Source organism: Kitasatospora sp. NPDC056446 (genome assembly GCF_042796115.1).
Taxonomy (GTDB): domain Bacteria; phylum Actinomycetota; class Actinomycetes; order Streptomycetales; family Streptomycetaceae; genus Kitasatospora.
This window is the reverse complement of sequence record NZ_JBHTRF010000036.1, coordinates 52720-76724: the sequence shown is the minus strand read 5'-3', so window position 1 is coordinate 76724 and position 24005 is coordinate 52720. Positions and strand designations below refer to the sequence as shown.

22 protein-coding genes and 1 tRNA gene are annotated in these 24005 nt (G+C 74.0%); 15 read left to right on the top strand and 8 right to left on the bottom strand.

Annotated elements, in window-relative coordinates; genetic code table 11:
- Positions 1 to 103: 103 nt before the first annotated feature.
- The 3 genes from ACFQ6N_RS22765 to ACFQ6N_RS22755 all read left to right on the top strand — a co-directional run bounded on the left by ACFQ6N_RS22765 (position 104) and on the right by ACFQ6N_RS22755 (position 4926).
- Positions 104 to 1324: an HpcH/HpaI aldolase/citrate lyase family protein gene (locus tag ACFQ6N_RS22765; protein WP_380651849.1), complete on the top strand. Its 1221-nt coding sequence runs from the start codon at positions 104 to 106 to the stop codon at positions 1322 to 1324.
- A 246-nt stretch (positions 1325 to 1570) separates the two neighbouring features.
- The gene (locus tag ACFQ6N_RS22760) at positions 1571 to 4039 is read left to right on the top strand and encodes a phosphoribosyltransferase (protein ID WP_380651873.1); all 2469 of its coding nucleotides are present in this window, start codon (positions 1571 to 1573) and stop codon (positions 4037 to 4039) included.
- Positions 4039 to 4926 carry an HAD family hydrolase gene (locus ACFQ6N_RS22755; protein ID WP_380651846.1) on the top strand — a complete coding sequence of 296 codons (888 nt, stop codon included), beginning with the start codon at positions 4039 to 4041 and terminating at the stop codon, positions 4924 to 4926. Before ACFQ6N_RS22760 ends, ACFQ6N_RS22755 begins: the two co-directional genes overlap by 1 nt.
- Here ACFQ6N_RS22755 and ACFQ6N_RS22750 read toward each other — a convergent pair.
- Entirely contained in the window at positions 4923 to 5156 is a 234-nt protein-coding gene (locus tag ACFQ6N_RS22750) for a zinc ribbon domain-containing protein (protein ID WP_380651843.1), read from the bottom strand. The genes ACFQ6N_RS22755 and ACFQ6N_RS22750 overlap by 4 nt on opposite strands.
- Before the next feature lie 120 nt (positions 5157 to 5276).
- Complete coding sequence (locus tag ACFQ6N_RS22745; RefSeq protein WP_380651841.1) at positions 5277 to 6644, bottom strand: hypothetical protein; 1368 nt, start codon at positions 6642 to 6644, stop codon at positions 5277 to 5279.
- Positions 6645 to 6821: 177 nt separating this feature from the next.
- On the opposite strand from ACFQ6N_RS22745, the gene ACFQ6N_RS22740 reads away from it, so the two are divergent.
- Positions 6822 to 6893, top strand: a tRNA-Val gene (locus ACFQ6N_RS22740).
- Positions 6894 to 6975: 82 nt separating this feature from the next.
- Here the strand turns inward: ACFQ6N_RS22740 and ACFQ6N_RS22735 are convergent.
- A complete protein-coding gene (locus ACFQ6N_RS22735) occupies positions 6976 to 8133 on the bottom strand; it encodes an RICIN domain-containing protein (protein ID WP_380651838.1) in 1158 nt (385 codons plus the stop codon).
- A 279-nt stretch (positions 8134 to 8412) separates the two neighbouring features.
- On the opposite strand from ACFQ6N_RS22735, the gene ACFQ6N_RS22730 reads away from it, so the two are divergent.
- Entirely contained in the window at positions 8413 to 9117 is a 705-nt protein-coding gene (locus ACFQ6N_RS22730) for a VIT family protein (RefSeq protein ID WP_380651835.1), read from the top strand.
- Between the two features lie 109 nt (positions 9118 to 9226).
- Positions 9227 to 11788 carry an ATP-dependent Clp protease ATP-binding subunit gene (locus ACFQ6N_RS22725; RefSeq protein ID WP_380651832.1) on the top strand — a complete coding sequence of 854 codons (2562 nt, stop codon included), beginning with the start codon at positions 9227 to 9229 and terminating at the stop codon, positions 11786 to 11788.
- Between the two features lie 94 nt (positions 11789 to 11882).
- Here ACFQ6N_RS22725 and ACFQ6N_RS22720 read toward each other — a convergent pair whose 3' ends face one another.
- Positions 11883 to 12083: a hypothetical protein gene (locus ACFQ6N_RS22720; RefSeq protein ID WP_380651829.1), complete on the bottom strand. Its 201-nt coding sequence runs from the start codon at positions 12081 to 12083 to the stop codon at positions 11883 to 11885.
- Between ACFQ6N_RS22720 and ACFQ6N_RS22715 the strand changes: the two genes are divergently transcribed.
- The 3 genes from ACFQ6N_RS22715 to ACFQ6N_RS22705 all read left to right on the top strand — a co-directional run bounded on the left by ACFQ6N_RS22715 (position 12067) and on the right by ACFQ6N_RS22705 (position 14351).
- The gene (locus ACFQ6N_RS22715) at positions 12067 to 13164 is read left to right on the top strand and encodes a sensor histidine kinase (RefSeq protein WP_380651826.1); all 1098 of its coding nucleotides are present in this window, start codon (positions 12067 to 12069) and stop codon (positions 13162 to 13164) included. The two genes, ACFQ6N_RS22720 and ACFQ6N_RS22715, sit on opposite strands and share 17 nt — an antisense overlap.
- Positions 13161 to 13838, top strand: coding sequence for a response regulator (locus ACFQ6N_RS22710; protein WP_380651823.1), 678 nt, complete (start codon positions 13161 to 13163; stop codon positions 13836 to 13838). The genes ACFQ6N_RS22715 and ACFQ6N_RS22710 overlap by 4 nt, the downstream gene beginning before the upstream one ends.
- Positions 13839 to 14063: 225 nt before the next feature.
- Positions 14064 to 14351 carry an SHOCT domain-containing protein gene (locus tag ACFQ6N_RS22705; protein ID WP_380651820.1) on the top strand — a complete coding sequence of 96 codons (288 nt, stop codon included), beginning with the start codon at positions 14064 to 14066 and terminating at the stop codon, positions 14349 to 14351.
- A 51-nt stretch (positions 14352 to 14402) separates the two neighbouring features.
- Here ACFQ6N_RS22705 and ACFQ6N_RS22700 read toward each other — a convergent pair whose 3' ends face one another.
- From ACFQ6N_RS22700 to ACFQ6N_RS22690, 3 genes are all read right to left on the bottom strand, one after another.
- Entirely contained in the window at positions 14403 to 15287 is an 885-nt protein-coding gene (locus ACFQ6N_RS22700) for a metallophosphoesterase family protein (RefSeq protein ID WP_380651817.1), read from the bottom strand.
- Positions 15288 to 15428: 141 nt separating this feature from the next.
- Positions 15429 to 15788 carry a DUF4190 domain-containing protein gene (locus ACFQ6N_RS22695; protein ID WP_380651814.1) on the bottom strand — a complete coding sequence of 120 codons (360 nt, stop codon included), beginning with the start codon at positions 15786 to 15788 and terminating at the stop codon, positions 15429 to 15431.
- A 55-nt stretch (positions 15789 to 15843) separates the two neighbouring features.
- A complete protein-coding gene (locus ACFQ6N_RS22690) occupies positions 15844 to 15999 on the bottom strand; it encodes a hypothetical protein (RefSeq protein WP_380651811.1) in 156 nt (51 codons plus the stop codon).
- Between the two features lie 120 nt (positions 16000 to 16119).
- Between ACFQ6N_RS22690 and ACFQ6N_RS22685 the strand changes: the two genes are divergently transcribed.
- The 6 genes from ACFQ6N_RS22685 to ACFQ6N_RS22660 all read left to right on the top strand — a co-directional run bounded on the left by ACFQ6N_RS22685 (position 16120) and on the right by ACFQ6N_RS22660 (position 23189).
- Positions 16120 to 16749, top strand: coding sequence for a TetR family transcriptional regulator (locus tag ACFQ6N_RS22685; RefSeq protein WP_380651808.1), 630 nt, complete (start codon positions 16120 to 16122; stop codon positions 16747 to 16749).
- Positions 16750 to 16902: 153 nt separating this feature from the next.
- The gene (locus tag ACFQ6N_RS22680; RefSeq protein WP_380651805.1) at positions 16903 to 17784 is read left to right on the top strand and encodes a serine protease; all 882 of its coding nucleotides are present in this window, start codon (positions 16903 to 16905) and stop codon (positions 17782 to 17784) included.
- A 322-nt stretch (positions 17785 to 18106) separates the two neighbouring features.
- Positions 18107 to 19597 carry a S28 family serine protease gene (locus tag ACFQ6N_RS22675; RefSeq protein ID WP_380651801.1) on the top strand — a complete coding sequence of 497 codons (1491 nt, stop codon included), beginning with the start codon at positions 18107 to 18109 and terminating at the stop codon, positions 19595 to 19597.
- 241 nt (positions 19598 to 19838) lie between these two features.
- A complete protein-coding gene (locus ACFQ6N_RS22670) occupies positions 19839 to 20606 on the top strand; it encodes a TetR/AcrR family transcriptional regulator (RefSeq protein ID WP_380651798.1) in 768 nt (255 codons plus the stop codon).
- Complete coding sequence (locus ACFQ6N_RS22665; protein ID WP_380651795.1) at positions 20590 to 22224, top strand: acyl-CoA dehydrogenase family protein; 1635 nt, start codon at positions 20590 to 20592, stop codon at positions 22222 to 22224. The genes ACFQ6N_RS22670 and ACFQ6N_RS22665 overlap by 17 nt, the downstream gene beginning before the upstream one ends.
- A gap of 92 nt (positions 22225 to 22316) precedes the next feature.
- Positions 22317 to 23189, top strand: coding sequence for an amidohydrolase family protein (locus tag ACFQ6N_RS22660; protein WP_380651870.1), 873 nt, complete (start codon positions 22317 to 22319; stop codon positions 23187 to 23189).
- On the opposite strand, the gene ACFQ6N_RS22655 is transcribed toward ACFQ6N_RS22660, so the two are convergent.
- Positions 23182 to 23988: an inositol monophosphatase family protein gene (locus ACFQ6N_RS22655; RefSeq protein ID WP_380651793.1), complete on the bottom strand. Its 807-nt coding sequence runs from the start codon at positions 23986 to 23988 to the stop codon at positions 23182 to 23184. The two genes, ACFQ6N_RS22660 and ACFQ6N_RS22655, sit on opposite strands and share 8 nt — an antisense overlap.
- Positions 23989 to 24005: the final 17 nt, after the last annotated feature.

The window sequence follows — 24005 nt, the reverse complement described above, 5'->3', positions numbered from 1 at the left end:
AACCATGGCACCCGGTCGGGCGGTTGACCTGGGTGTCGGCCGGTTGACCCCGGCGTCGTCGGCAACGGGCCGCGGGCCCGCCCACTTCCTGGAGGAGAGCACCTTGCGCCATTTCGGCCACCTCGCCGAGGACGTACGCGGCCGGCTCTTCCTGGAGCAGCCGCGCACGTTCACCGCGCGGAGCGAGCCCGAGGTGCTCGCCACCGCGCTCGGCGGCACCCTCTACAGCCCGGCCACCAGGCCCGCCCTGGCCGCCGACATCCGCAAACAGGCAGCTCGGGGCGTGGTCTCGATGGTCCTCTGCCTGGAGGACGCGATCGCCGACCACGAGGTGGACGCCGGAGAGCGGAACCTGGTCGAGCAGCTCAATGACCTGGTCAAGGATTTCACCGACTGCACACAGAGCCATCCGCTTCTCTTCATCAGAGTCCGTGCCGCCTCCCAGATCACCGACCTGGCCGAGCGGCTCGGTCCGGCCGTCGAACTGCTCAGCGGCTTCGTGCTGCCCAAGTTCACCCCGGACAACGGCGCCGCGTACCTGGCCGCGCTCGCCGCCGCCGAGGCCGCGACCGGGCAGCGGCTGTTCGCCATGCCGGTCCTGGAGTCACCCGAACTCGCCCACCTGGAGACCAGGCGGGAGCAGCTCTTCGGCATCGCCGCGCTGCTCGCCGGAAGCCGGGAACGGGTGCTCGCGGTCCGGCTCGGCGTCACCGACCTCTGCTCCGCGTACGGCCTGCGGCGCTCTCCCGACCTCACCGCGTACGACGTCGCGCTGGTCGCGGCCGTGATCGGGGACGTGGTCAACGTGCTCGGCCGGGCCGACGGCACGGGCCACACCGTCACCGGACCGGTCTGGGAGTACTTCCCGGTGCAGGAACGGATGTTCAAGCCGCAGCTGCGCCGCACCCCGTTCGCCGAGTCCTCGTTCGGCGCGGCCGGCGCCGCCGCCGGCGGGACGGTCCGGGCCTCGGGCGAGGAGGTCCGCCGGCGGATCATCGAACACGACCTGGACGGGCTGATCCGGGAGGTCGAACTCGACCGCGCCAACGGCCTGCTCGGCAAGACCTGCATCCACCCCAGCCATGTGCCCGCCGTGCACGCCCTCTCCGTGGTCACGCACGAGGAGTACTGCGACGCCCAGGACATCCTCCGGCAGGAGCAGGACGGCGGCGGAGTACTGCGCTCGGCGTACACCAACAAGATGAACGAGGCCCGGCCGCACCGGGCCTGGGCGGAGCGGGTGCTCCTGCGGGCGGAGGTGTTCGGGGTGGCCCGGGCGGACGTGAGCTTCGCGGAACTGCTCTGGGCCAGCCTGTGCGGGTGATGGGGGCGGGGTTCGCGCGGGTGGCGGGGTCGGGGGCGGGGGCCGGTGCCGTTCCCGGACGGAAACGACGGAAACGACGGACACGGCGGACATGACGAACGTACGACCGCGCGACGGCGCGCACCATCGAAGGCAGGGCCGGCAGTGACAGCAACACCGCAGACGTGGACGGAACCGCAGGCATCGACGACGGCGCCGACATCGACGACGGCGCCGACCTGGACCGGCCGCTGGGTCGCCGACCGGGTGGGGATCGCGCTGACCGGCTCCGAACGCCTCCCCGAACTCGTCGGCCTGGCACTGCGCTCCGGCAACTCCAAGCGCGCCCACCTGCTGGTCTCCACCGTGCTCGGCAAGCACGTGCCGCAGCGGCCCGCCGTCGTCCACGGCGCCGGGCTCGAACTCGGCCGCCGGGTCCGCGGACTGCTCGGCGAGGAAGCCGCCGCCCGGGCCGTCGTGCTCGGCTACGCGGAGACGGCCACCGGCCTCGGCCACAGCGTCGCCGACGGCCTCGACGCCCCCTACCTGCACTCCACCCGCCGCCCCGTCCCCGGCGTCGCCCCGCTCGGCGGCTTCGAGGAGGAGCACTCCCACGCCACCTCGCACCTGCTGCTCCCCGCCGACCCCGAACTCCTCACCGGGGACGGGCCCTTGGTGCTGGTGGACGACGAGCTCTCCACCGGCCGGACGATCCTCAACACCATCCGCGACCTGCACGCCCGCCACCCGCGCGGCCACTACGTCGTGGTCGCCCTGGTCGACCTGCGCACCCCGGCCGACCGGGACCGGCTCGCCGACGCCGCCGCCGGCCTCGGCGTCCGACTGGACGTGGTGGCCACCGCGGACGGCGGCGTCGAACTGCCCGAGGACGTCATCGCCCGGGCCGAGCGGCTGACCGCCGCGACGGAGACCCCCGACCTGCCCCCGTCGGCCACCCCCGCGCCCCTGGTCCGGGTCGCGCTCGACTGGCCCGCCGGGCTCCCCGACGGCGGCCGGCACGGCTTCACCGTCCACGACCGCGCCCGCCTCGACGCCGCACTGCCCCGGCTGGCCCGGCAGACGGCCGAAGCCCTGCCCGCCGACGCCCGGCGGGTCCTGGTGCTCGGCTTCGAGGAGCTGATGTACGCGCCGCTGCGGCTGGCCGGCGCCCTCGCCGAGCGGCTCGGCGGCGACCGCGTCCGGTACTCCACCACCACGCGCTCGCCCGTCCTCGCGGTGGACGACCCCGGCTACCCCATCCGCACCCGGCTCGCCTTCCCCGCCCACGACGACCCGCAGGACCCGTCCTCGCGCGAGCGCTACGCCTACAACGTCGCCCCCGGCAGCGACCCGTCGCGGCGCTTCGACGCCGTGGTGCTGGTCGTGGACGACGTCGCGGACACCCCGGCGCTGCACCGGGGCGAGCGGGCGCTGCTCGGCCGGCTGCGGCAGGTCACCGACCGGGTGGTGCTCGCGGTACTGCCCTCGTACCAGCCGGTGGCGGCGGGCGGTGCCGGGCCGGAGGGCGGTGATCCGGCGGCCGGCGGTGCGACGGGCAGTGGTGCGACGGCCGGCGGTGCGACGGGCGTCCCGTTGTACGGGCCCGGGTTCTCCTCCTACCGGGCCGACGAGGTGGCCTGGCTGCTCAAGGACCTCTCCGGGGTCGCCCTGGAGGCGCCCACCGAGGAGCGCGAGGAGGCCGTCCAGAACGGCGGCGCGCACTACGCCGAGTCGCTGCCCGTGGAGTACCAGCCCAGCCCCGAGTACCAGGACCTGTTCCAGCAGGCGCTGCACGGCTCCGCCCGCCGGATCGCGCTCGCCGTCGGCACCGTCGCCGAGACGCTGCTGCGCGAACGCGGCCCCGGGCTGGTACTCGCCTCGCTCGCCCGGGCCGGCACGCCCGTCGGCATCCTGATCCGCCGCTGGCTGGCCTTCGCCCACGGCCTGTCCGTCCCGCACTACGCCGTCTCGATCGTGCGGGGCCGCGGCATCGACCCGGTCGCGCTGCGCTACCTGGCCGCCCACCACCGCGCCGGGGACGTCGTCTTCGTCGACGGCTGGACGGGCAAGGGCGCGATCACCCGCGAACTCGCCGACGCGCTGGCCGGCACCGCCTTCGACCCGGACCTCGCGGTGCTCGCCGACCCGGGCCGCTGCGTGCGGACGTACGGCACCCGGGACGACTTCCTGATCCCGTCCGCCTGCCTCAACTCCACCGTGTCCGGGCTGGTCTCGCGCACCGTGCTCCGACCCGGGCTGATCGGGCCGGACGACTTCCACGGCGCCAAGCACTACGCCGAACTGGCCGGGAGCGACGTCTCGGAGGCCTTCCTGGACGCCGTGGCCGCGCACTTCGACGCGGTCCGCGCGGGCGCCCTCCAAGGCGCCGACCGGCTGTCCGCCGACCAGGACCGGGCGCCCGACTGGGCCGGCTGGGCCGCCGTCGAGCGGATCAGCGCCGAGTACGGCATCGACAGCGTCAACCTGGTCAAGCCCGGCGTCGGCGAGACCACCCGGGTGCTGCTGCGCCGCGTCCCCTGGCGGATCCTCGCCCGCCGCGGCGCCGGCGCCGACCTGGACCACGTCCGGCTGCTCGCCGCCCAGCGCGGCGTGGAGGTCGAGGAGGTCGACGGCCTGCCGTACACCTGCGTCGGCCTGATCCACCCCCGCTACAGCCGCGGAGCGACCGGGGCCGACGGGCGGTCCGTGACGACAGCGGCGGAGGAGAAGCAGTGATGGACGTCCTGGTGGCCAGCGACCTCGACCGGACGTTGATCTACTCCGACCGGGCCCTCGCCCTGGCCGGCCCCGACCGGCTCGCCCCCCGGCTGCTCTGCGTCGAGGTCTACCAGGGGCGCCCGCTGTCGTTCATGACCGAACGCGCCGCCGCCCTGCTCGCCGACCTCGCCCGGCAGGCCCGCTTCGTCCCCTCCACCACCCGCACCCGGGAGCAGTACGAGCGGGTCGGACTGCCCGGCCCGGCGCCGGGCCGGGCCCCCGAGTACGCGATCTGCGCCAACGGCGGGCAACTGCTGGTGGACGGCGTCCCGGACGGGGACTGGCGGGCCGAGATCACCGCCCGGATCGCCGCCGGCTCGGCCCCGCTGGAGGAAGTGGTCCGGCGGCTCGCGCTGTGCGCCGACCCGGAGTGGACCCACAAGCGGCGCGTCGCCGATGAACTGTTCGCCTACCTGGTCGTCGACCGCGCCGCACTGCCCGCCGGCTGGCTGGCGGAGCTGACCGGCTGGTGCGCCGAGCACGGCTGGGCGGTGTCCCTCCAGGGCCGCAAGGTGTACGCCGTCCCGGCCCCGCTCACCAAGAGCGCCGCCCTGGCCGAAGTCGTCCGGCGCACCGGCCCGACCACCGTGCTCGCCGCCGGGGACTCGCTGCTCGACGCGGACCTGCTGCTCGCGGCGGACGCGGGGTGGCGGCCGGGGCACGGCGAACTCGCGGACAGCGGCTGGACGGCCCCCGGCGTCACCGCCCTCGACGAGGTGGGGGTGGCGGCGGGGGAGGAGATCGTCCGGCGGTTCCTCACGGGGGCCGGTGGCGGGGCCGGGGCCGGTGACGGTGGTGCGGCCGGTGGTGTGGCTCCGGCCGGGGCTCCGGCTACGGCCGGTTAGCCGCCGCAGCAACCGCCGCCGCAGCAGCCCCCGCCCCCGCCCCCGCCCCCACCTCCACCTCCGGCGGAGGGGCCGGCGGCGGCCGCACCGGTGACGGCGACGGTGGACAGCATCTTCACGGTGTCCTCGTGGCCCTGCGGGCAGACGGCGGGGTCGTTGGCCTGCGCCATCGGGCGGCGGAGCTCGAAGGTGGCGTCGCAGGAGCGGCAGCGGAAGTCGTAGCGTGGCATACCGGCAGCGTACCGAGCGGGGGCGTCCCGTGCCGGTGCCCGCCGGGTGCCTTCCGGCGGCCGCCGTGCTTTGCCGCTGCCTTCCGACACCTACCGCTGCCTACCGACTCCTACCGATGCCTACCGGTGGCCGAGGTCGCCGCGGATCAGCCCGATCACCCGCGCCGCAGACTCCCGCACCGCCGCGAGCTCGGTGAGGAAGTGCCAGTAGTCGGGGTGCCGGCCGGCCGCCTCCAGCGCGGCCACCGCCCGGTCCAGCCGGGCCACCGCCTCGTCCAGCGGGGCGGCGTGCCGCGGGTCCGGCGCGCTGCGCCCGGCCATCGCCAGCCGTTGCGCGTCCCGTACGGCGAAACGGGCGCTCTCGACCTCCCGGGACGGGTCGTGCTGCACCTCGTTCAGCCGGCGCAGCCGGTCGTTCACCGCCACCACCGAGCCGTCCGCGGTGTCCAGCAGCGCGCGGACCGTACCGATCGCGGCGGTGGCGTCCGCCCAGCGCTGCTCGTCCCGGGCGCGGGCGGCCTCGGCGAGCTTGCGCTCGGCGGCCCGGCCGGTCTCCGCGACCTGGTCCGGCACCCGCTGCAGGTCCTGCCAGCAGGCCGTGCTGAACCGGCGGCGCAGCTCGCTCAGGGCGGGCTCGACCGTCTCGGCCTTGGTCTCCAGCGCCTGGATCCTGGTCCGCAGGCTCGCCACCCGACGGTCGATCTCCCGCGCCCGTTCCGGCAGCTGCCCGGCGTCGGCGGCGATCGACTCGGCGTGCTGCTTCACCTCGTCCGCGCGCCGCAGGGTGTCGGCCACCCCGTGCCGGGCCGGGCCCTCGTTCAGCCGCCCCAGCTCCGGCGCCAACTCGGCCAGCCGGGCCGCCAGATCGTCCGCCCGCAGACCGGCGCCGCGCACCGCGTCCAGCGCGTCGGAGGCCGCGAGCAGCGCCCGCTTGGCCTGCTCGACCGCCGGGGTGACCCGCATCAGCTGCTGCTCGGCGTGCTGGACGGTCGGCTGCAGCCGGCGCAGGAAGTCGTTCAACTCGGCGCGCGCCGAGCCGAGCTGGCCCTTCACGTCCTCCAGCCGGCGCTTGGCCTGCGCGGCCGCGCCCGCGTCCAGCGACTCGCTGTCCAGGTTGTGCGCGTCCAGGGCACCCAGGTAGTTCACGGTGACCTGCTCCACCCGCCCGGAGATGGCGGCAAGATCGGCCAGCGCCCGCTGCGCGGTCGCCCCGTCGGAGGCGGCCCGGACCGTCTCCACCGCGAGCTGCACGTCGCGCTGCGTCTCCTCCAGCTCGTAGAACGCCTCCTGCGCCGCGGCCCGCGCCTCCCGGGCCTCCGCCCGCACGCCCTCGCCGCCGCCGCGCCGCCCCCACCAGCCGCCCGTCCCGGCCGAGGCCAGCCCGACCGCCCCCAACGCACCCGCCAGCACCACCGGCAGCACCAACGCGTCCGCCAGCGCACTCCCAGCCCGCCGCCGCCCCCGCCCGCTCCCGCCGGCCACCGTCACTGCGCGCTCCCTGCTCCGACCCGCTGATCCGGCCCCCATTCTCCCCGATCACCCCACCGGCCCGTCACCCCCTCCCACCACTCCCGCCCCCGCGCCCCACCCGGGCACCTGGCACCGCGACCCCCCGGGACCAGGTACCCTAGGCTCTCGTCGTTGCGCCCTCCGGGCCGCGACGGGGGGCGCGTAGCTCAGTGGTAGAGCGCTGCTCTTACAAAGCAGATGTCGGCGGTTCGAAACCGTCCGCGCCCACAGGGGGCCTTCGGGTCGAGGAAGGCCGGGGCTTGCACCGTTGGTGGTGTGGGCCCCGGCCTTGTTTGTGCGGGTGGGTGGGTCAGCGCTTTTCGTCCTCGGCCCAGGTGATGTCCATCTGGTCGATGAAGTAGCGGCCGTCGAAGCAGAGGAAGACCTTGGACGTGGTGTCGTTGTCCGCGATCCAGGTCTTGTTCCACTGGATGACGGTGCCGGCGCCGTCGCGCTTGGGGAAGTAGAGGCCTTCGCGGCGCTCGGGCTGGTTGTAGAAACCGTGGCCGTTGGCCAGCCGGTGCGGGGTGCGGAAGAGGGCGCCGCTGCCGCCGATGCGGTCGAAGAGGGCGGCGGGGAAGTTGGTGCGGGCGACGAGCTTGGGCGGGACGTAGTGGACGTCCACCTCGTCGGCGTCCACGTAGCGGGCGGGTTCGCCCGGCAGGCGGTGGAAGGCCTTGCGTACGGCGCCCGCCGTGTCGTAGCTGTCCGTGAAGGCCGTGAGGCTTCCCTCCCGCCCTTCCTGGTACCAGTCGCGCTGGGAGTACTGGTCGAAGTCGAAGGCGCCGATGCGGGTGTCCGGGGTGAGGAGCTCGCCGGGGACCTCCCGGAAGCTGGTCTCATCGAAGATCTGCTCGATGGTCCGCACGTGCTTCTCGTAGCGGCGGGCCGGCACCCGGACCCGTCCCGTCCCCACCGGGAGGTCGGTGGCCTTCGGTGCCGGGGCGGGTGCGGGCTTCGGCGGTGGGACGGGTGTGGGCGCCCATGCGGTGCAGGACCGGTCCTCGGCCCCGGCGCCCTTCTCCAGGATCAGCGGTCCGCCCGGCCGTTCGGCGGTCGGGTCGGCCAGGCCGATGAGGCAGTTGGAGGAGTCGTTGAGGGCCATCAGCCGGCCGGTGTCGCGCTGGACGAAGGCCCGCCACGCCTGCCGCCAGTACGAGGGGTCGTTGCCGGTGTCGGAGAACTTGGGCCGCAGGGTGACGGCGGCGCCCTTGCCCGTTCCCTCGGCGGTCAGGTAGAGGCCGGTGGCGGTGTGCCGGATCCGGTGGTTGATCACCCGGAACCGCTCGGCCGCCCACTGCTCGCCGTCGGTGCCGGTCTCGGGTGCGAGCACCACGGGGGTGCCCTCCGGGCTTCCCGCCGGGGCGCCCGCGACCAGGCCGGGAATGCGGTGCAGGCGTAACACGAAGGTCTCGGTGGGCCAGTCGACCAGCATCTTGAACAGCCTTTCGGTATTCGGATGTGACATGAAGTCACCACATGATCACCTGGTCGGGTGGGGGTGCGCCATGGCGTACGGCACACCGCACACGGGAGGAGTCCGGTGCCCCCGACCGGGACGGTCGGGCACACCGGGTTCCTCCGGGGTCGATGCCGGGGTCGATGCCGGGTCGGGCCGGAAATCGGTGGCCGAGTGGCCGAGTGGCCGGGCGGCCGGGAGAGTACGGCCGGGCCGGTGCGGGGTGGCGGGGGTGTGGTGGGCGGGCGAGGATCGGGGGGATCGGTCGGCGCCTGGGAGTGGTGGACGATGGCTGAGCAGGTCGGGGAGTCGCGGGCGGAGTTGTCGGCGCGCCTGAACCGGCTGCGGGCGGCGGTGCTGGGGGCCAATGACGGCGTGGTGTCGACGGCGGGCATCGTGACCGGTGTCGCGGGCGCGACCGGTTCGCGGTCGGCGCTGCTCGCGGCGGGGGTGGCCGGGTTGCTGGCGGGCGCGATGTCGATGGCGGCCGGCGAGTACGTGTCGGTGAGCACCCAACGGGACACCGAGAAGGCCGCGTTGGCGAAGGAGCGGCGGGAGCTGGCGGAGGACCCGGAGGGGGAGCTCGACGAGCTGACCGACTACTACCGGGGCAGCGGGCTGGCGGACGGCCTGGCCCGGGAGGTGGCGGTGGCGCTGACCGAGCGGGACGCGCTCGCGGCCCATGCGCAGACCGAACTCGGCCTCGACCCCGAGGTGTTGACCAATCCGTGGGAGGCGGCGCTGGCCAGTGCGGCCGCGTTCACGCTGGGTGCGCTGGTGCCGCTGCTGGCGGTGCTGCTGCCGCCGGAGTCGTGGCGGCTGGCGGTCACGGTGGTGGCGGTGGTGGCCGCGCTCACGCTGTCGGGGTGGGCGAGTGCCCGGATGGGCGGGGCCGGTCCGGCGCGGGCGGTGGGGCGCAACGTCGCGGGCGGGCTGCTGGCGATGGTGGTGACGTACAGCGGCGGCGTGCTGCTGGACCACTTCACCGGGTGACGGCCTACGGGCGGTGTTGTCGGGGTCGTCGTCGGCGTCCGGCTCGACAGGCGGGGCCGTGCGGCCTGTGTTTGTGTGGCTGCAAACCGCTTGGGAGAGGTGAACTGCCGTGACCATGCCCCCGTTCGGATCGAACGATCCGTTCTCCGACCTGCTCAGCCGGTTCTTCGGGATGAGCCCGCTGGCGTCCCCGCCCGCCGTGCAGCGGGTGCCGATCGGGCGGCTGCTCAGCGAGTCCTCGCAGGAACTGCTCGCGCTGGCCGCGCAGCGGGCGGCCGAGGACGGCTCCAGTGACCTCGACACCGCGCACCTGGCCTGGGCGGCCACCCGGGTGGACCCGTCGCGCCGGATGCTGGAGCGGGCGGGCATCGATCCGGACCGGCTGTCCGGCGACCTGGAGCACACCCTGCCGTCCGGCGACCCGGAGGAACTGGACGGCCGGCCGGCGCTCACCCCCTCGGCCAAGCGCGCGCTGCTCGCCGCGCACGCCCGCTCGCAGGAGGCCGGCGCCTCGTACATCGGGCCGGAGCACATCCTCGGCGCGCTGCTGGACCAGGAGCGTTCGGGCGCGGGGGTGGCGCTGCGCAACGCGGCGCCCTCGCAGGAGGCGCTGAAGTCGGTGCTGGACGGGCGCGGCACCGGCGGCGAGCGCGGCAGCACGGGCGCGCACCCGAGCGAGACGCCGACGCTGGACGAGTACGGGCGGGACCTCACCGAGGAGGCGCGCGCGGGCCGGCTGGACCCGGTGGTGGGGCGCGCGGAGGAGATCGAGCAGACCGTGGAGATCCTCTCCCGGCGGACCAAGAACAACCCGGTGCTGATCGGCGAACCGGGCGTCGGCAAGACCGCGATCGTGGAGGGCCTGGCCCAGCGGATCGTCTCCGGGGACGTGCCGCAGAGCCTCAGGGAGAAGCGGGTCGTCACCCTCGACCTGACCGCGCTGGTGGCCGGCTCCAAGTACCGGGGCGAGTTCGAGGAGCGGCTGAAGAGCGTGATCGACGAGGTCACGGCGGCCGAGAAGAGCGTGATCCTCTTCCTGGACGAGCTGCACACCGTGGTCGGCGCGGGCGGTGGCGGCGAGGGCTCGATGGACGCCGGCAACATCCTCAAACCGGCGCTCGCGCGCGGCGAGTTGAGCGTGGTCGGCGCGACGACGCTGGACGAGTACCGCAGGCACGTGGAGAAGGACGCCGCGCTGGAGCGCCGGTTCCAGCCGGTGCTGGTGCCCGAGCCGAGCGTCGAGGAGACCGTGGAGATCCTGCTGGGGCTGCGTGACGCGTACGAGGCGCACCACCAGGTGCGGTTCACCGACGAGGCGCTGGACGCGGCGGCGACGCTCTCCGACCGGTACGTCAGCGACCGCTTCCTGCCCGACAAGGCGATCGACCTGCTGGACCAGGCCGGCGCGCGGGTGCGGCTGCGCAGCCTGAGCGGGTCCACCGAGGCGTCCGGGGTGCAGGACCGGATCACCAAGCTGAAGCGGGAGCTGGACGAGGCCGTCGCGGACGAGGAGTTCGTCCGGGCCGCCAACCTGAAGACCGAGCTGCGGCGGACCGAGGACGAACTGGCGGCGATCGCCGAGTCCCGGGAGGAGGTCGTCGACGTGACGGCCGACGACATCGCGCAGGTGCTGTCCTCCCGGACCGGCATCCCGGTCGCGGAGCTGAACGCGACCGAGAAGGAGCGGCTGCTCAGACTGGAGGAGCACCTGCACGAGAAGGTGATCGGCCAGGACGAGGCGGTCACCGCCGTCGCCCAGGCGGTGCGCCGGGGCCGGGCCGGCATGGGCGACCCGGACCGGCCGACCGGCTCCTTCCTCTTCCTCGGACCGACCGGTGTCGGCAAGACCGAGCTGGCGAAGGCGCTGGCGGCGCTGCTGTTCGGCGACCCGGACCGGATGATCCGCTTCGACATGAGCGAGTTCCAGGAGAAGCACACCGTCTCCCGGCTGGTCGGCTCCCCGCCCGGGTACGTCGGCTACGACGAGGCGGGCCAGCTCACCGAGGCGGTGCGCCGCAAGCCGTACAGCGTGCTGCTCTTCGACGAGGTGGAGAAGGCGCATCCGGACGTCTTCAACCTGCTGCTCCAGGTGTTGGACGACGGGCGGCTGACCGACTCCCAGGGGCGTACGGTCGACTTCCGCAACACCGTGGTGATCATGACCAGCAACATCGGTTCGCAGCGGATCCTGGACCGGGTGGGGGACGTCGACGGGATCCGCGAGGACCTCATGCGCGACCTGCGGCAGCAGTTCCGGCCGGAGTTCCTCAACCGGATCGACGAGGTGATCGTCTTCCACGCGCTCACCCGGAAGGACCTGCTGTCGGTGGTCGACCTGATGCTGGAGCGCAGCCGGCGCCGGCTGCGGGCCCAGGACATCGGGCTGGACGTCACCCAGGAGGCCAAGGAGTACCTGGTCAACCGGGGGTACCAGCCGGAGTTCGGGGCCCGGCCGCTGCGCCGGACGATCCAGTCCGAGCTGGACAACCGGATCTCCAACCTGCTGCTGGACGGCTCCGTGCGGGAGGGGGACACGCTGATCGCGGACGTGAGCGACGGGGAGCTGGTGGTCACGCTGGCGCGGCCGGAGCCCTCGGCGACCTTCCAGGAGGCGGAGGAGAAGGCGCGGGCCGCTGCCGGCGACAGCGGCGGCGCCGGCACCGAGGAGTGACGGGGGGCGTCGAGGGCTGACGTCTTCGGGCGTACTCCAGCGGGAGTACGCCCGAACGCCACTGGTGGAGGACGCGAGCGGGCGGAGCGCGGGTCTAGCTTGTGGGCATGATGCCGCCCACCTCCCAGTCGCCGGAGCCGCCGGAGTCGCCGGGTTCCTCGGAGCCGTCGTCGTCGCTGTCGTCGCCGGAGCCGCCCGAGCCGTGGCGCCCGCCGTGGGTGCGCGCGGCCGGGGCGGGCTTCCCGCTGGGGTCGGCGGCGGTGGTCGCGGTGGTCCAGGTGGTCGGTTCGACCATCGCCGGGCACAACGCGCCCGGGCGGGCCCCGTTGGACGCCTTCGGTTACCTCCTGCTGCTGCTCGGCCCGGCCCTGCTGGTGCTGCGCTGCCGCCGTCCGGTCGCGGTGGTGGCCGGCACCTCGGCGGTCACGGCCGGGTACCTCGCCGCCGGGTACCCGTACGGGCCGGTGTTCCTGAGCTGGCTGGTCGCCTGCTTCACGGCGGTCGGCTCCGGGCACCGCCGGGCGGCCTGGGCGGGCGTGGGCGGGGTCTACCTGGCGCACGTCCTGGCCACCTTCGCGCTGCCCGCGCGCTGGCAGCGCACCGCGCCGCCGTCCGGCTCCGCCTGGCTCTACGAACTCGGGCTGCTGGCCTGGCTCCTGCTGGCGATGGCGATCGCCGAGCTGGTCCGGTTCCGGCGCGAGCGGTTCGCCGCCCGCCGGGCTTACCGCCAGCAGCTGGAGGAGCGCCGGGCCAACGAGGAACGGCTCAGGATGGCCCGGGAGTTGCACGACATCCTGGCGCACAGCCTGTCGCTGATCAACATCCAGGCGGGGGTCGCGCTCGCGCTGCTCGACCGGCGGCCGGAGGAGGCCCGCACCGCGCTGGTCACCATCAAGTCGACCAGCAAGGAGGCGCTCGGCGAGGTCCGCCAGGTGCTCGCGACGCTGCGCGGGCCGGGGGCGGCCCCGCGCGGCCCCGCCCCGGGGCTGGACCGGCTGGACGAACTCACCGAGCAGGCCGACCGGGTGGGCCTGGAGGCCGAGGTGCAGGAGCGCGGGGAGCGGCGCGCGCTGTCCGCGACCGTCGACCTCACCGCGTTCCGGATCGTCCAGGAGGCGCTCACCAACGTCGTGCGGCACTCGGCGGCCCGGCAGGCGGTCGTGGTGCTGGACTGGCGGGACCCGGCCGTGCTGGTGGTCCGGGTCGAGGACCCGGGGCCGGCCGTGCTCGCGGACGCCGGCGGGTCCGGCAGCGGGCTGGTCGGGATGCGGGAACGGGCGGGCGCGTTCGGTGGCACCATCACGGCGGGGCCGGTGCCCGGCGGCGGCTTCCGGGTCCGGGCGGAACTGCCGACACCGAAGGCGGAGAGTGAGTGATTCGGGTACTGCTGGCGGATGACCAACTGCTGGTCCGGGCGGGCTTCCGGGCCCTGCTCGACCTGGAGGACGACCTCGCGGTGGTCGGTGAGGCGGACGACGGGGAGGCGGCGCTGCAGCTCGCCCGCGAACTCGTGCCGGACGTGGTGCTGATGGACGTCCGGATGCCGCGGATGGACGGGCTGGAGGCGACCAGGAGGATCGCCGAGGACCCGGCGCTGTCCTCCGTACGGGTGGTCGTGCTGACCACCTTCGAGCTGGACGAGTACGTCTTCGAGGCGCTGCGTTCGGGGGCGGCGGGCTTCCTGGTCAAGGACACCGAGCCGGCCGACCTGCTGCGGGCGATCCGGGTCGCGGTCGCGGGGGACGCGCTGCTCTCGCCGGGGGTGACGAGGCGGCTGATCGGCGAGTTCGCGGCCCGGTCGAAGGCGCCCGAGGCCGGGCCGGAAGGGCTCTCGGACGTCTCGGCGCTCACCGAGCGGGAGCGCGAGGTGCTGGCGCTGGTGGGGATGGGGCTGTCCAACGAGGAGATCGCCCGGCGGCTGGTGGTCAGCCCGTTGACGGCGAAGACGCACGTGAGCCGGGCGATGGTGAAGCTCGGGGCGCGGGACCGGGCGCAACTGGTGGTGCTGGCCTACGAGTCGGGGCTGGTGCGGCCGGGCTGGTTGGGCTGAGCGAGGCGGCGGCGAGGGCGGGGGCGGCGTCCAGCGCGCCGTCGGGCCTACGCCGGCCTGTGCCTACTCCGGGCCCGGCGTGTCACGGGCCGTTCGTACTCTCCCGGGAGTATCCCGACTGCCGCTGCTGGGAGGACGCGGGATGAGACCCCTCGGAGGGACGCTTCAGGCACCTCGGGAACCGCCCGAGGTCCTGGAGGCCCACAGCCGAGGAGTTGAACCATCATGTATACGCAACTGGCCGACTGGCACGGCCCCGGACCGTGGATCCTGCTGATCCCGCTGTTCTGGATCGCGGCGGTGTTCCTGGTCGTCCTGGTGCTGCGCCGTACGGTCTGGCGGCGGCGCGGCTGCGGGTTCGGGTACGGGGCCGGATCCGCGGCGGAGCACCCGCTGGCCGTCCTGGGGCGTCGCTACGCCGAGGGCGACATCGACGCCGAGGAGTACCGGGCCAAGCGGGCGGTGCTCAGCGAGCCGCCCAGGGACGACGGACGGGGAGGCGGCGCCGGGTGACCACCTCGACCACGGCGCCTCCGGGTCCCGGAGGCGCCTGGCCCCGGCGGGTCAGTGCGCGGGCCGCGGGAAGACCTCGCGCAGCAACGGGTCCGGCAGCCCGCGCTTTCGCCACTCGCGCGGGTAGCCCAGCGAGACCTCCTCGAACGGGACGCCGTCGTAGCTGGTCTTGCGGGGGATGTGCAGATGGCCGTAGATCATCGCCGCGGTGTTGAAGCGGCGGTGCCAGTCGGCGGTCAGCTCGGTGCCGCACCACTGCGCGAACTCGGGGTACCAGAGGATCTCGGTGGGGTGGCGGACCAGCGGGTAGTGGTTGACCAGGACGAGCGGGACGTCCGGGTCGCAGGCCGCGAGCCGCTGCTCGGTCAGCCGGACGCGCTCGCGGCACCAGGAGTCGCGGTCGGGGAACGGGTCCGGGTGGAGCATCCGTTCGTCCGCGCAGACGATGCCGCTCTCGTAGGCGGCTGCCAGGGACTCCTCCTTGGTGGTCGTGCCCGGTGCACGGAAGGAGTAGTCGTAGAGGAGGAAGAGCGGGGCGATGCGGACTGGTCCGTCGGCGCCTTCCCAGACCGGGTAGGGGTCCTCGGGGGTCAGCACGCCGAGGCTGCGGCAGCGTTCCACCAGGTGCTCGTAGCGGGCCACGCCGCGCAGTTGGACGGGGTCCTCGGGGTGGGTCCACAGCTCGTGGTTGCCGGGCGCCCACACCACGCGGGCGAAGCGCTCGGCGAGCAGGCCGAGGGCCCACTCGATGCTGGTGGTGAGCTCGGCGACGTCACCGGCGACGAGCAGCCAGTCGTCGGGGTGGGTGGGCCGGAGCTTCTCCACCAGGTCGCGGTTCTCCTGGTAGGAGATGTGCAGGTCGCTCACCGCCAGCAGCCGTCCGCCCGTCGGGGCGGGTCGCGCCGGCTGTGCGTCGCTGCGGTTCTCCGTAGTCACTCCTGCCCCCTGAGGTTCGCCCGGTCGATGCGGCCACCCTACGGGGCGGGCCGGGCGAGTGGGGGCGGGTTGGCCGGATCAGGCGTTCGAGGGTTTCGAGGGCTTCGGGGTTCCTGGCTTCCGGCGGGGAGCCGGGTCGGCTCAGGAGCTGAAGTCCATGAGCACACCGTGGGAGGTGGCGGCGGTGACGGCGAGGATCGCCAGCGAGGCGATGCCGAGCACGAGGCCGAGGATGGCACGGCCGCGGCGGCTGGTGCCGCGGACCAGGGCGAGGGTGGCGAGGGTGATGGCGATCGGTCCGAGCACGATGTTGAACAGCAGCAGGCCGGGGAGGCCGAGGAGGAAGGAGGCGACGGCCAGGTTGTCGGCCTCGGCGGTGTCCTGACGGGCGCTGTCCTGACGGGCGCCGTCCTGGCGGACGTTGCCCTGACGGGTGCCGCCCTGGTGGTCGGTGACGGTGCTCATGGCGGTGCTTGCGGCGGTGCTCGTGACGGTGCTCATGGCTGTGCGGGTCCTCTCCGGGAGTGGACGCGGGTGCGGTCCGGGAGCGTCGGGGTCAGCGGTGCCGCAGGCGGGCGATGCCCTCGCGGGCGCCGAAGGCGAGCAGCCAGGCGGTGATGGCGGCGGAGGCGCCGAGGAAGACGGGGAGCGAGGTGTGGGCGGCGGTGCCGATCAGGACGGCCATGGCGACCAGGGCGGAGAACAGGATCACGGCTGACTCCTTCGGCTGCGGCGGTGGGCGCGCCGAGTTTCGGTTGACAAGTGTTCACTGACTTCGACAGCACTGTACTCCGGCTGGCGAAGTTCGGCAAACAACTGTTTACTGAATGGCGTGAGTCACACCGTTGGGGCCAGACAGGCCCAGAAGCAGCAGAGTCGGCGGGCGTTGCTGGACGCGGGGCTGCACCTGCTGGCCGATCAGAACCTGGCGAGCCTGGGCGTCCGCGAGGTCACCCGCGAGGCCGGGCTCTCCCCGGCGGCGTTCTACCGGCACTTCCCCGACCTCGCCGCCCTCGGGGTCGCGCTGGTCGAGGAGTCGCTGGCCAGCCTGCACGTCATGATCCGCTCGGTGCTCGCCGAGGCCGGCGGCGCCGAGGAGCTGATCGACCGCGCGGTGGACGTGATCGAGCGGCACGTCCGCGAACACCGTCCGCACGTCCGCTTCCTGGCGCGCGAGCGGCACGGCGGGGTCCGGCAGGTGCGCGAGGCGATCGACGCCGAACTCGGCCGCTTCGCCGCCGAGGTGGGGGCCGCGCTGGCGTCGCAGCCGGTGTCCCTGGGGTGGAGTGAGCCGGATCTGCGGATGCTCGCCGAGCTGTACGTCGATCACATGGTGTCGACGGCCTCCGCCTTCCTGGAGGCACAGGAGGCCGGCCCGGACCGGGAGCGGCGGATCGCCGACACCGCGCGGATGCAGCTGCGCCTGATCAGCCTGGGCCGGCGTCACTGGCAGGGAAGTTGACCCTGGGCGGCGAGGGCCGCCGGGGTGCCCCGGTGGCGTCGGGGGTGGTAATTGGCCATAGCGATCGGGATGGTTTCTTGGTCACGTCTTGACTCTTGACAGTGAGTCATGTCCGCGACAGTTTTGGGGGACCCCCACACCGAGAGGTCTCTCATGAAGAAACCGCTCATAGGCATGCTCGCCACGGTCCTGATGGCCGGGGCCACCGCCCTTGCCGGAGCCTCCCCGGTCCAGGCCGCCTCCCCGGTCCAGGCCGCCCCCACGGTCCAGGCCGCCCCCACGGTCCAGGCCGCCCCCACGGCCACCGTCAGCCTCGCCGGGACGGTCGCGCTCAGCAACTGCTCCGGCTCGCTGGTGCGGATGCCCGGCTCGGCCGCGAGCGACCCGGCCCTCGTCCTCTCCAACGGCCACTGCCTGGAGAGCGGGATGCCGGGCCCCGGCCAGGTCGTCCTCAACCAGCCCTCCAGCCGGTCCTTCACCCTGCTCAGCGCCACCGGCGGCCGACTCGCCACCCTGCGCGCGACCAAGGTGGTCTACGGCGCGATGACCGACACCGACGTGTCGATCTACCAGCTGAACACCAGTTACTCCTCGATCCAGTCCCGGTACGGGATCGCCCCGTTGACCGTGGCCGCCACCCACCCCGTCCAGGGCAGCTCGATCCGGGTCGTCTCCAGTTACTGGAAGAAGATCTACTCCTGCTCGGTCGACGGCTTCGCCTACCGGTTGAAGGAATCCGACTGGACCTTCAAGGACTCGCTCCGCTACACGTCGAGCTGTGACGTGATCGGCGGTACCTCCGGCTCCCCGGTGGTCGATGCCTCCTCCGGCCTCGTGGTCGCCGTGAACAACACGGTCAACGAGAGCGGCGAGCGCTGCACCCTGGACAACCCCTGCGAGGTCGACCAGAACGGCGCCGTGACGGTCCGCCAGGGCATCGGCTACGCCCAGGAGACGTACGGCATCCCGGCCTGTTTCGCGGCCGGCAACCGGTTCGACCTCACCCTCCCGGGCTGCGTCCTGCCCCGCCCGTAGCCGGGCGCCCACGGTCGGCCGCGGTGGGCATCCACGGGCCGGTCCGCAGGCCGGTCCGCGGGCAAGTCCGCAGGCAAATCCGCGGGCAAGTCCGCAGGCAAATCCGCGGGCACGTCCGCAGGCACGTCCGAAGGCAAGTCCACAGACAGGCACCCGACCGGTAGGGCAGCGCGACCCCAGTGACCAGCACCTTTCCCCGATGGGCCATCCGCCGACGGCGGGTGGCCCATTCGGCCGTCCACCGGGCGGCCGTCGCACCACCCGTGCCGCAGAGTCGTACTGACGAGGCGGTATTCATGTCCGTTGACCAGATGGAGAGTTGATGACCACCACGCTGAAGAGGCTGCTGGTTTCCGTCCTGCTGATACCGCTGCTCGCGCTCGGCGGCCTGGCGTCCCCGGCGATGGCCGCCGACGCCCAGGGCGCCCGGGGGGCGGGGGCCCACGGCCGGAGCCCCGCCGACGACCCGAACGCCGACATCAAGGACCGCCTGGCGGCGATCCCCGGGGTCACCATCACCGAGGAGAAGCCGACCACCACCGGCCACCGCTACTTCATCGCCACCTACACCCAGCCGATCGACCACTTCCGGCCCTGGCTGGGCACCTTCCAGCAGCGCTTCAGCCTGCTGCACCGCGGCTACGACCGCCCGACCGTCTTCTACACCAACGGCTACACGCTGGGCACCAGCCCGTCCCGCACCGAGCCGACCCGGCTGGTGGACGGCAACCAGGTCTCCATCGAGTACCGCTACTTCACCCCCTCCCGCCCGGAGCCGGCGGACTGGTCCAAGGCGGGCATCCGCCAGGGTGCCGCCGACTCGCACCGGCTGGTGACCGCGCTCAAGCGGATCTACCAGCAGGAGTGGCTCTCCACGGGCGCCAGCAAGGGCGGCATGTCCTCCACCTTCTTCCGCCGCTTCTACCCGGACGACGTGGCGGGCACGATCGCGTACGTCGCGCCGAACAACACCGACGTCAACGACTACGCGGCCTACAGCCAGTTCTTCCGCACCGTCGGCACCCCCGAGTGCCGGGCCCGGCTGAGTGCCGCGCAGCGCGAGCTGCTGGTGCGCCGTGACCGCCTGGAGGCCCGCTACGTCGCCGACAACAAGGCGGCCGGCTCGACCTTCGACACCCTCGGCACCCCGGACCGCGCGTACGAGGCGGGCGTGCTGGACGTGGTCTGGGCGTTCTGGCAGTACAGCCTGGAGGCGGACTGCGCCAAGGTCCCGGTGGCCGCCACCGCGACCGACGACGAGCTGTACGCCTGGTTCGACTCGCAGTCCGGCATCACCGGCAACAGCGACCAGTCGCTGGCGAAGTACACCGCGTACTACTACCAGGCGGCCACCGAGCTGGGTGCGCCGTTCTTCGACGTCTCGTACCTGAAGGACGTCCTGCACTACGACTACAAGGAGCTCTACTCGGCCCGCACCTACGTGGCGAAGGGCATCCCGACCGTCTTCAACCCGTACGCGATGCCCGACATCGACCGCTGGGTGAAGCGCGAGGGCGAGCGGATCATGTTCGTCTACGGCGGCAACGACCCGTGGGGCGCCAAGCCGTTCCACCTCGGCCGGGGCAGTGAGGACAGCTACGTCTACACCGTGCCCGGTGGCAACCACGGCTCCAACATCGGCAAGCTGCCCGCCGAGCAGTCGGCGGAGGCCACCGCCAAGGTGCTGGAGTGGGCCGGCCTGGGCGACCAGGACGCCGCCCGCTCGCTCGCCAAGTCGCCGCACCTGGTCCCGGACTTCGGCCCGCTGGACGTCGAGGGCCAGCGGCTGGAGCAGGAGCGCCGCCCGCTGTAGCGCGCCCGGCCGATCGACGGCACCGTAGAGACGAGGAGGCCGCCCCGCTGCCCGGGGCGGCCTCCTTTCGGTTTCCCCGGGGTAGGGGCGGGCCAGGTCCTGCCCGGCGGACCCGGTCCCGCCCCGGCGGATCCGGTACGGCGAGGCGGGTCCGGTACGGCCCGGCAGGCCTGCCCGGCGCGGCGGACCCGGTCCCGCCCGCCCCCTCCCCGAAGCAGTGAATCGGTGCTTCAATGCTTCCATGGCCTACCGACGCACGCCCGCCGTGCAAGCCCGCCTGGACGCCCAGCGCGAGGCGGTGCTCCAGTCGGCCGTGCTGCTGCTCGCCGAGCGCGGCTACGGGGGCTGCACGATGGCGGCCGTGGCGGACCGCGCCGGGATCGCCACCGGCAGCCTCTACCAGCACTTCGCCAACAAGGCCGAGTTGTCGGTGGAGCTGTTCCGGCGGGTGGTCACCCGCGAGATCGACGCGGTCAACGCGGCCGTCGCCCTCCGCGACACTCCGCGGCAGCGGATCGCCGCCGTGGTCGAGACCTTCGCGACCCGCGCCCTGCGCGTGCCCAGGCTGGCGTACGCGCTGCTGGTCGAGCCGGCCGACGCGGTGGTGGACGGTGAGCGGCTGGTGTTCCGGCGGGCCTTCCGGGACGTGATCGCCGCCGAGATCGCCACCGCCGTGGCGGGCGGCGAACTGCCGCCCCAGGACCCGGTGCTGACGGCCGCCGCCCTGGTCGGCGCGGTCGGCGAGGCCCTGGCCGGCCCGCTCTCGACGGCCCCCGCACGACTTCCCGCACGACTCCCCGTACGAGCTTCCGCAAAAGCCCCCGAATCCGCCGAAGCCGCCGAAACCCCTGCGACGCCCGAAGCCGCCGAAACCCCTGCGACGCCCGAAGCCGCCGCACCCGAGGCGCCCGGCGCCCCCGAAAGCGAGGGGAGCACCACCGAGGTGGTCCCCGCCCTGGTCTCCTTCACCCTGCGTGCCCTGGGAGGACGCGATGACAGCGACGCATGAGGTCACCAACCAGGTGCCCCTGCCGTACGGACACGACACCGCCGCCGACCCCGCCCTGCTCGCCGCCCTGCGACGGGCCGGCGCCGGCTGGGCCGAGCCGGAGCTGCGCGAGCTGGGCCGCCTGGCCGGGTCCGAGCAGGCCGCCGAGTGGGGTCGGCTGGCCAACGAGAACCCGCCGGTCCTGCGCACCCACGACCGCTTCGGCCACCGTATCGACGAGGTCGAGTTCCACCCGTACTGGCACGAGCTGATGCGCACCGCCGTCTCGTACGGTCTGCACGCCGCGCCCTGGCGGGACGGCCGGCCGGGGGCCCACACCGCCCGCGCCGCCAAGTTCTTCGTCTGGAGCCAGGTCGAGGCCGGTCACACCTGCCCGATCTCGATGACCTACGCCGCCGTCCCGGCGCTGCGCGCGAACCCCTCCCTGGCGGCGGAGCTGGAGCCGCTGCTGGCGGCGCGGGAGTACGACTACGGGCTGCGGGAGCCGCACACCAAGCGCGGGCTGATCGCCGGCATGTCGATGACCGAGAAGCAGGGCGGCTCGGACGTCCGCACCAACACCACCACCGCGTCCCCGCAGCCGGACGGCACCTACCGGCTCACCGGCCACAAGTGGTTCACCTCGGCGCCGATGTCCGACCTCTTCCTGACGCTCGCCCAGGCCCCGGGCGGGCTGAGCTGCTTCGTGCTGCCGCGCGTCCTCCCGGACGGCAGCCGCAACCGGCTGCACCTGATGCGGCTGAAGGACAAGCTCGGCAACAAGTCCAACGCCTCCGCCGAGCTGGAGTACGACGGTGCGGTCGGGTGGCTGGTCGGCGAGGAGGGGCGCGGGGTGCCGACCATCATCGAGATGGTCAACATGACCCGGCTGGACTGCACCGTCGGTGCCGCCTCCGGCATGCGCTACGGCGCCACCCGGGCGGTCCAGCACGCCCTGCACCGGAGGGTGTTCGGCAAGGCGCTGGTCGACCAGCCGCTGATGCGCAACGTGCTCGCCGACCTGGTGGTGGAGTCCGAGGCGGCCACGACCGTGGCGATGCGGCTCGCCCAGTCGACCGACCTCGCCCTGGCCGGGGACGAGGGCGAGGCGCTGGTCCGGCGGCTGGGCCTGGCGGTGGCCAAGTACTGGGTGTGCAAGCGCGGTCCGGCGCACGCGGCGGAGGCGCTGGAGTGCCTGGGCGGCAACGGCTACGTGGAGGAGTCCGGGATGCCCCGGCTCTACCGGGAGGCGCCGCTGGTGTCGATCTGGGAGGGCTCCGGGAACGTCGCGGCCCTGGACGCGCTGCGCGCCATGGCCAGGCGCCCGGAGAGCGTCGAGGCCTTCCTCGGCGAGCTCGACGCCGCCGCCGGCGCGGACCGCCGGCTGGACGCGGCCGTCGCCGGACTGCGCAAGCAGCTCGGCGACGCGAGCGACCTGGAGTACCGCACCCGGCGGCTGGTCGAGTCGATGGCCCTGGCCTTCCAGGGCTCGCTGCTGGTCCGCTTCGGCGACCCGGCGGTGGCCGACGCGTTCTGCGCGAGCCGTCTGGGCGGCGACCACGGCACGGCCTTCGGCACCCTGCCGGCCGGGGTCGACACCGGGGCGATCATCGACCGGGCCCGCCCGGTGCCCGCGTGAGCGCGCCGCAGCAGGACGGCCGGGAAGCGGCTGACGGCCGACAGGCTGCCGAAGGCCAGGAGGCGGCCGAAGACCGGGAGGCGGCTGACGGCCTGGAGGCCGCCGGCGTACGGGAGTTCTGGCAGGCCCTGGGCCTGCCCGGGCTGATCGACGTGCACACCCACTTCATGCCGAAGAGCGTCCTCGACAAGGTGTGGGCGTACTTCGACGCGGCCGGCCCGCTGGTGAACCGCCCCTGGCCGATCACCTACCGCGAGGCCGAGGAGCACCGCGTCCGGCGGCTGCGGGACTTCGGCGTCCGGGCGTTCACGTCCATGCTCTACCCGCACAAGCCGGGGATGGCGCCCTGGCTGAACGCCTGGGCCGCCGACTTCGCCGCCCGCACCCCGGACTGCCTGCACACCGCGACCTTCTTCCCCGAGCCCGGGGCGGCCGGTTACGTGGCCCGGGCGGTCGAGGACGGCGCCCGGGTGTTCAAGGCGCACCTCCAGGTGGGCGGTTACGACCCGGCGGACCCGCGGCTGGATGCCGTCTGGGGGCTGCTCGCGGAGACCGGCACCCCGGTGGTCGCCCACTGCGGATCCGGGCCGGTCCCGGGCAAGTACACCGGCCCCGGCCCGATCGGCGCGGTGCTGGACCGGCACCCCGGCCTGGTCCTGGTGGTCGCCCACCTCGGCATGCCCGAGTACCGCGACTTCCTCGACCTGGCCGAGCGCCACCCGGCCGTCCGGCTGGACACCACCATCGCGTTCACCGACTTCGCCGAGGCCGACGTCCCGTTCCCGCGCGACGAACTGCCGCGCCTGCGCGGGCTGGGGGAGCGCGTCCTGCTGGGCAGCGACTTCCCCAACATCCCGTACCGGTACGTCCACCAGCTGGAGGCGCTGGCCGGGTTGGGGCTGGGGGAGGAGTGGCTGCGGGCGGTCTGCCACGACAACGCGGCCGCCCTGTTCGGCCTCACCTGACGGCGCGCAGCACGCCCACCGCCCGCGCGTGCAGCCCGGGCGCGGCGACGAGGAAGCTGTCCGAGCCGGCCGTCCAGGCCGCTCCGGCGGCGTCCGTGACCGCCGCGCCCGCCTCGCTCGCGATCAGGGCGCCGGGCAGCAGGTTGCCCGAGTCCGACCCGTACTCCCAGAACAGCGCGAGGTGCCCGGAGCCGACCTGCGCCACCTGCAGCGCGGTCGGGCCGAGGTTGCGCACCGCCAGGACGGCTCCCGCCATCGCGGACAGCGACTCGCCGGCCCGGCGCAGCGCCACCGGGTCCGCGGCCACCCGTGGCGGCTGGCTGGTGGCGGCGACGGCGGCCGCCGGCTCGCGCTCCAGCGGGGCGATCGGCCGCCCGTCCAGGGTGGCCCCGCCGCCGAGCACCGCCCGGTAGGTCCGTCCGCCGTCCAGCTGGGGGGCGTGCACCACGGCCAGGACGGCGGCGCCGTCCCGGACGAGGGTGGCGGTGACCGCCCAGTGCGGGTGGCCGAGCAGGTACTGCACCGCGCCGTCGGTGGCGTCGCACAGCCACCACTCGCCCTCGGCGGGCACCGGGCCGTCCGCCTCCTCCTCCGGGATCCAGCCGGCCTGCGGGCGCAGCGCGGTGAGCCGTTCCCGCAGTCCGGCGGCGGCCGGGCCGTCCAGTTCGGCGAACCGGGCCGCGGCCTCGTCGAGGGTCCGCGCCGTGACGGGTTCGGTGGACCGGCGGGCGGCCAGTTCCGCGCCGACCTCGCGCACCGCGGCCTCCACGCCCTCCGCCGTCCTCCAGAGCTCGTTCATCACGCCGGTTCCTCCCT

What these genes read in the sequence shown, in the direction of transcription:
- ACFQ6N_RS22675 (WP_380651801.1), top strand. Translation starts at nt 18,107, where the DNA reads ATGACCACCACGCTGAAGAGGCTGCTGGTTTCCGTCCTGCTGATACCG.
- ACFQ6N_RS22750 (WP_380651843.1), bottom strand. Translation starts at nt 5,156, where the DNA reads ATGCCACGCTACGACTTCCGCTGCCGCTCCTGCGACGCCACCTTCGAG.
- ACFQ6N_RS22730 (WP_380651835.1), top strand. Translation starts at nt 8,413, where the DNA reads ATGGCTGAGCAGGTCGGGGAGTCGCGGGCGGAGTTGTCGGCGCGCCTG.
- ACFQ6N_RS22720 (WP_380651829.1), bottom strand. Translation starts at nt 12,083, where the DNA reads ATGGTCGAACCGACCACCTGGACCACCGCGACCACCGCCGCCGACCCC.
- ACFQ6N_RS22680 (WP_380651805.1), top strand. Translation starts at nt 16,903, where the DNA reads ATGAAGAAACCGCTCATAGGCATGCTCGCCACGGTCCTGATGGCCGGG.
- ACFQ6N_RS22670 (WP_380651798.1), top strand. Translation starts at nt 19,839, where the DNA reads ATGGCCTACCGACGCACGCCCGCCGTGCAAGCCCGCCTGGACGCCCAG.
- ACFQ6N_RS22695 (WP_380651814.1), bottom strand. Translation starts at nt 15,788, where the DNA reads ATGAGCACCGTCACGAGCACCGCCGCAAGCACCGCCATGAGCACCGTC.
- ACFQ6N_RS22735 (WP_380651838.1), bottom strand. Translation starts at nt 8,133, where the DNA reads ATGTCACATCCGAATACCGAAAGGCTGTTCAAGATGCTGGTCGACTGG.
- ACFQ6N_RS22705 (WP_380651820.1), top strand. Translation starts at nt 14,064, where the DNA reads ATGTATACGCAACTGGCCGACTGGCACGGCCCCGGACCGTGGATCCTG.
- ACFQ6N_RS22755 (WP_380651846.1), top strand. Translation starts at nt 4,039, where the DNA reads ATGGACGTCCTGGTGGCCAGCGACCTCGACCGGACGTTGATCTACTCC.
- ACFQ6N_RS22665 (WP_380651795.1), top strand. Translation starts at nt 20,590, where the DNA reads ATGACAGCGACGCATGAGGTCACCAACCAGGTGCCCCTGCCGTACGGA.
- ACFQ6N_RS22655 (WP_380651793.1), bottom strand. Translation starts at nt 23,988, where the DNA reads ATGAACGAGCTCTGGAGGACGGCGGAGGGCGTGGAGGCCGCGGTGCGC.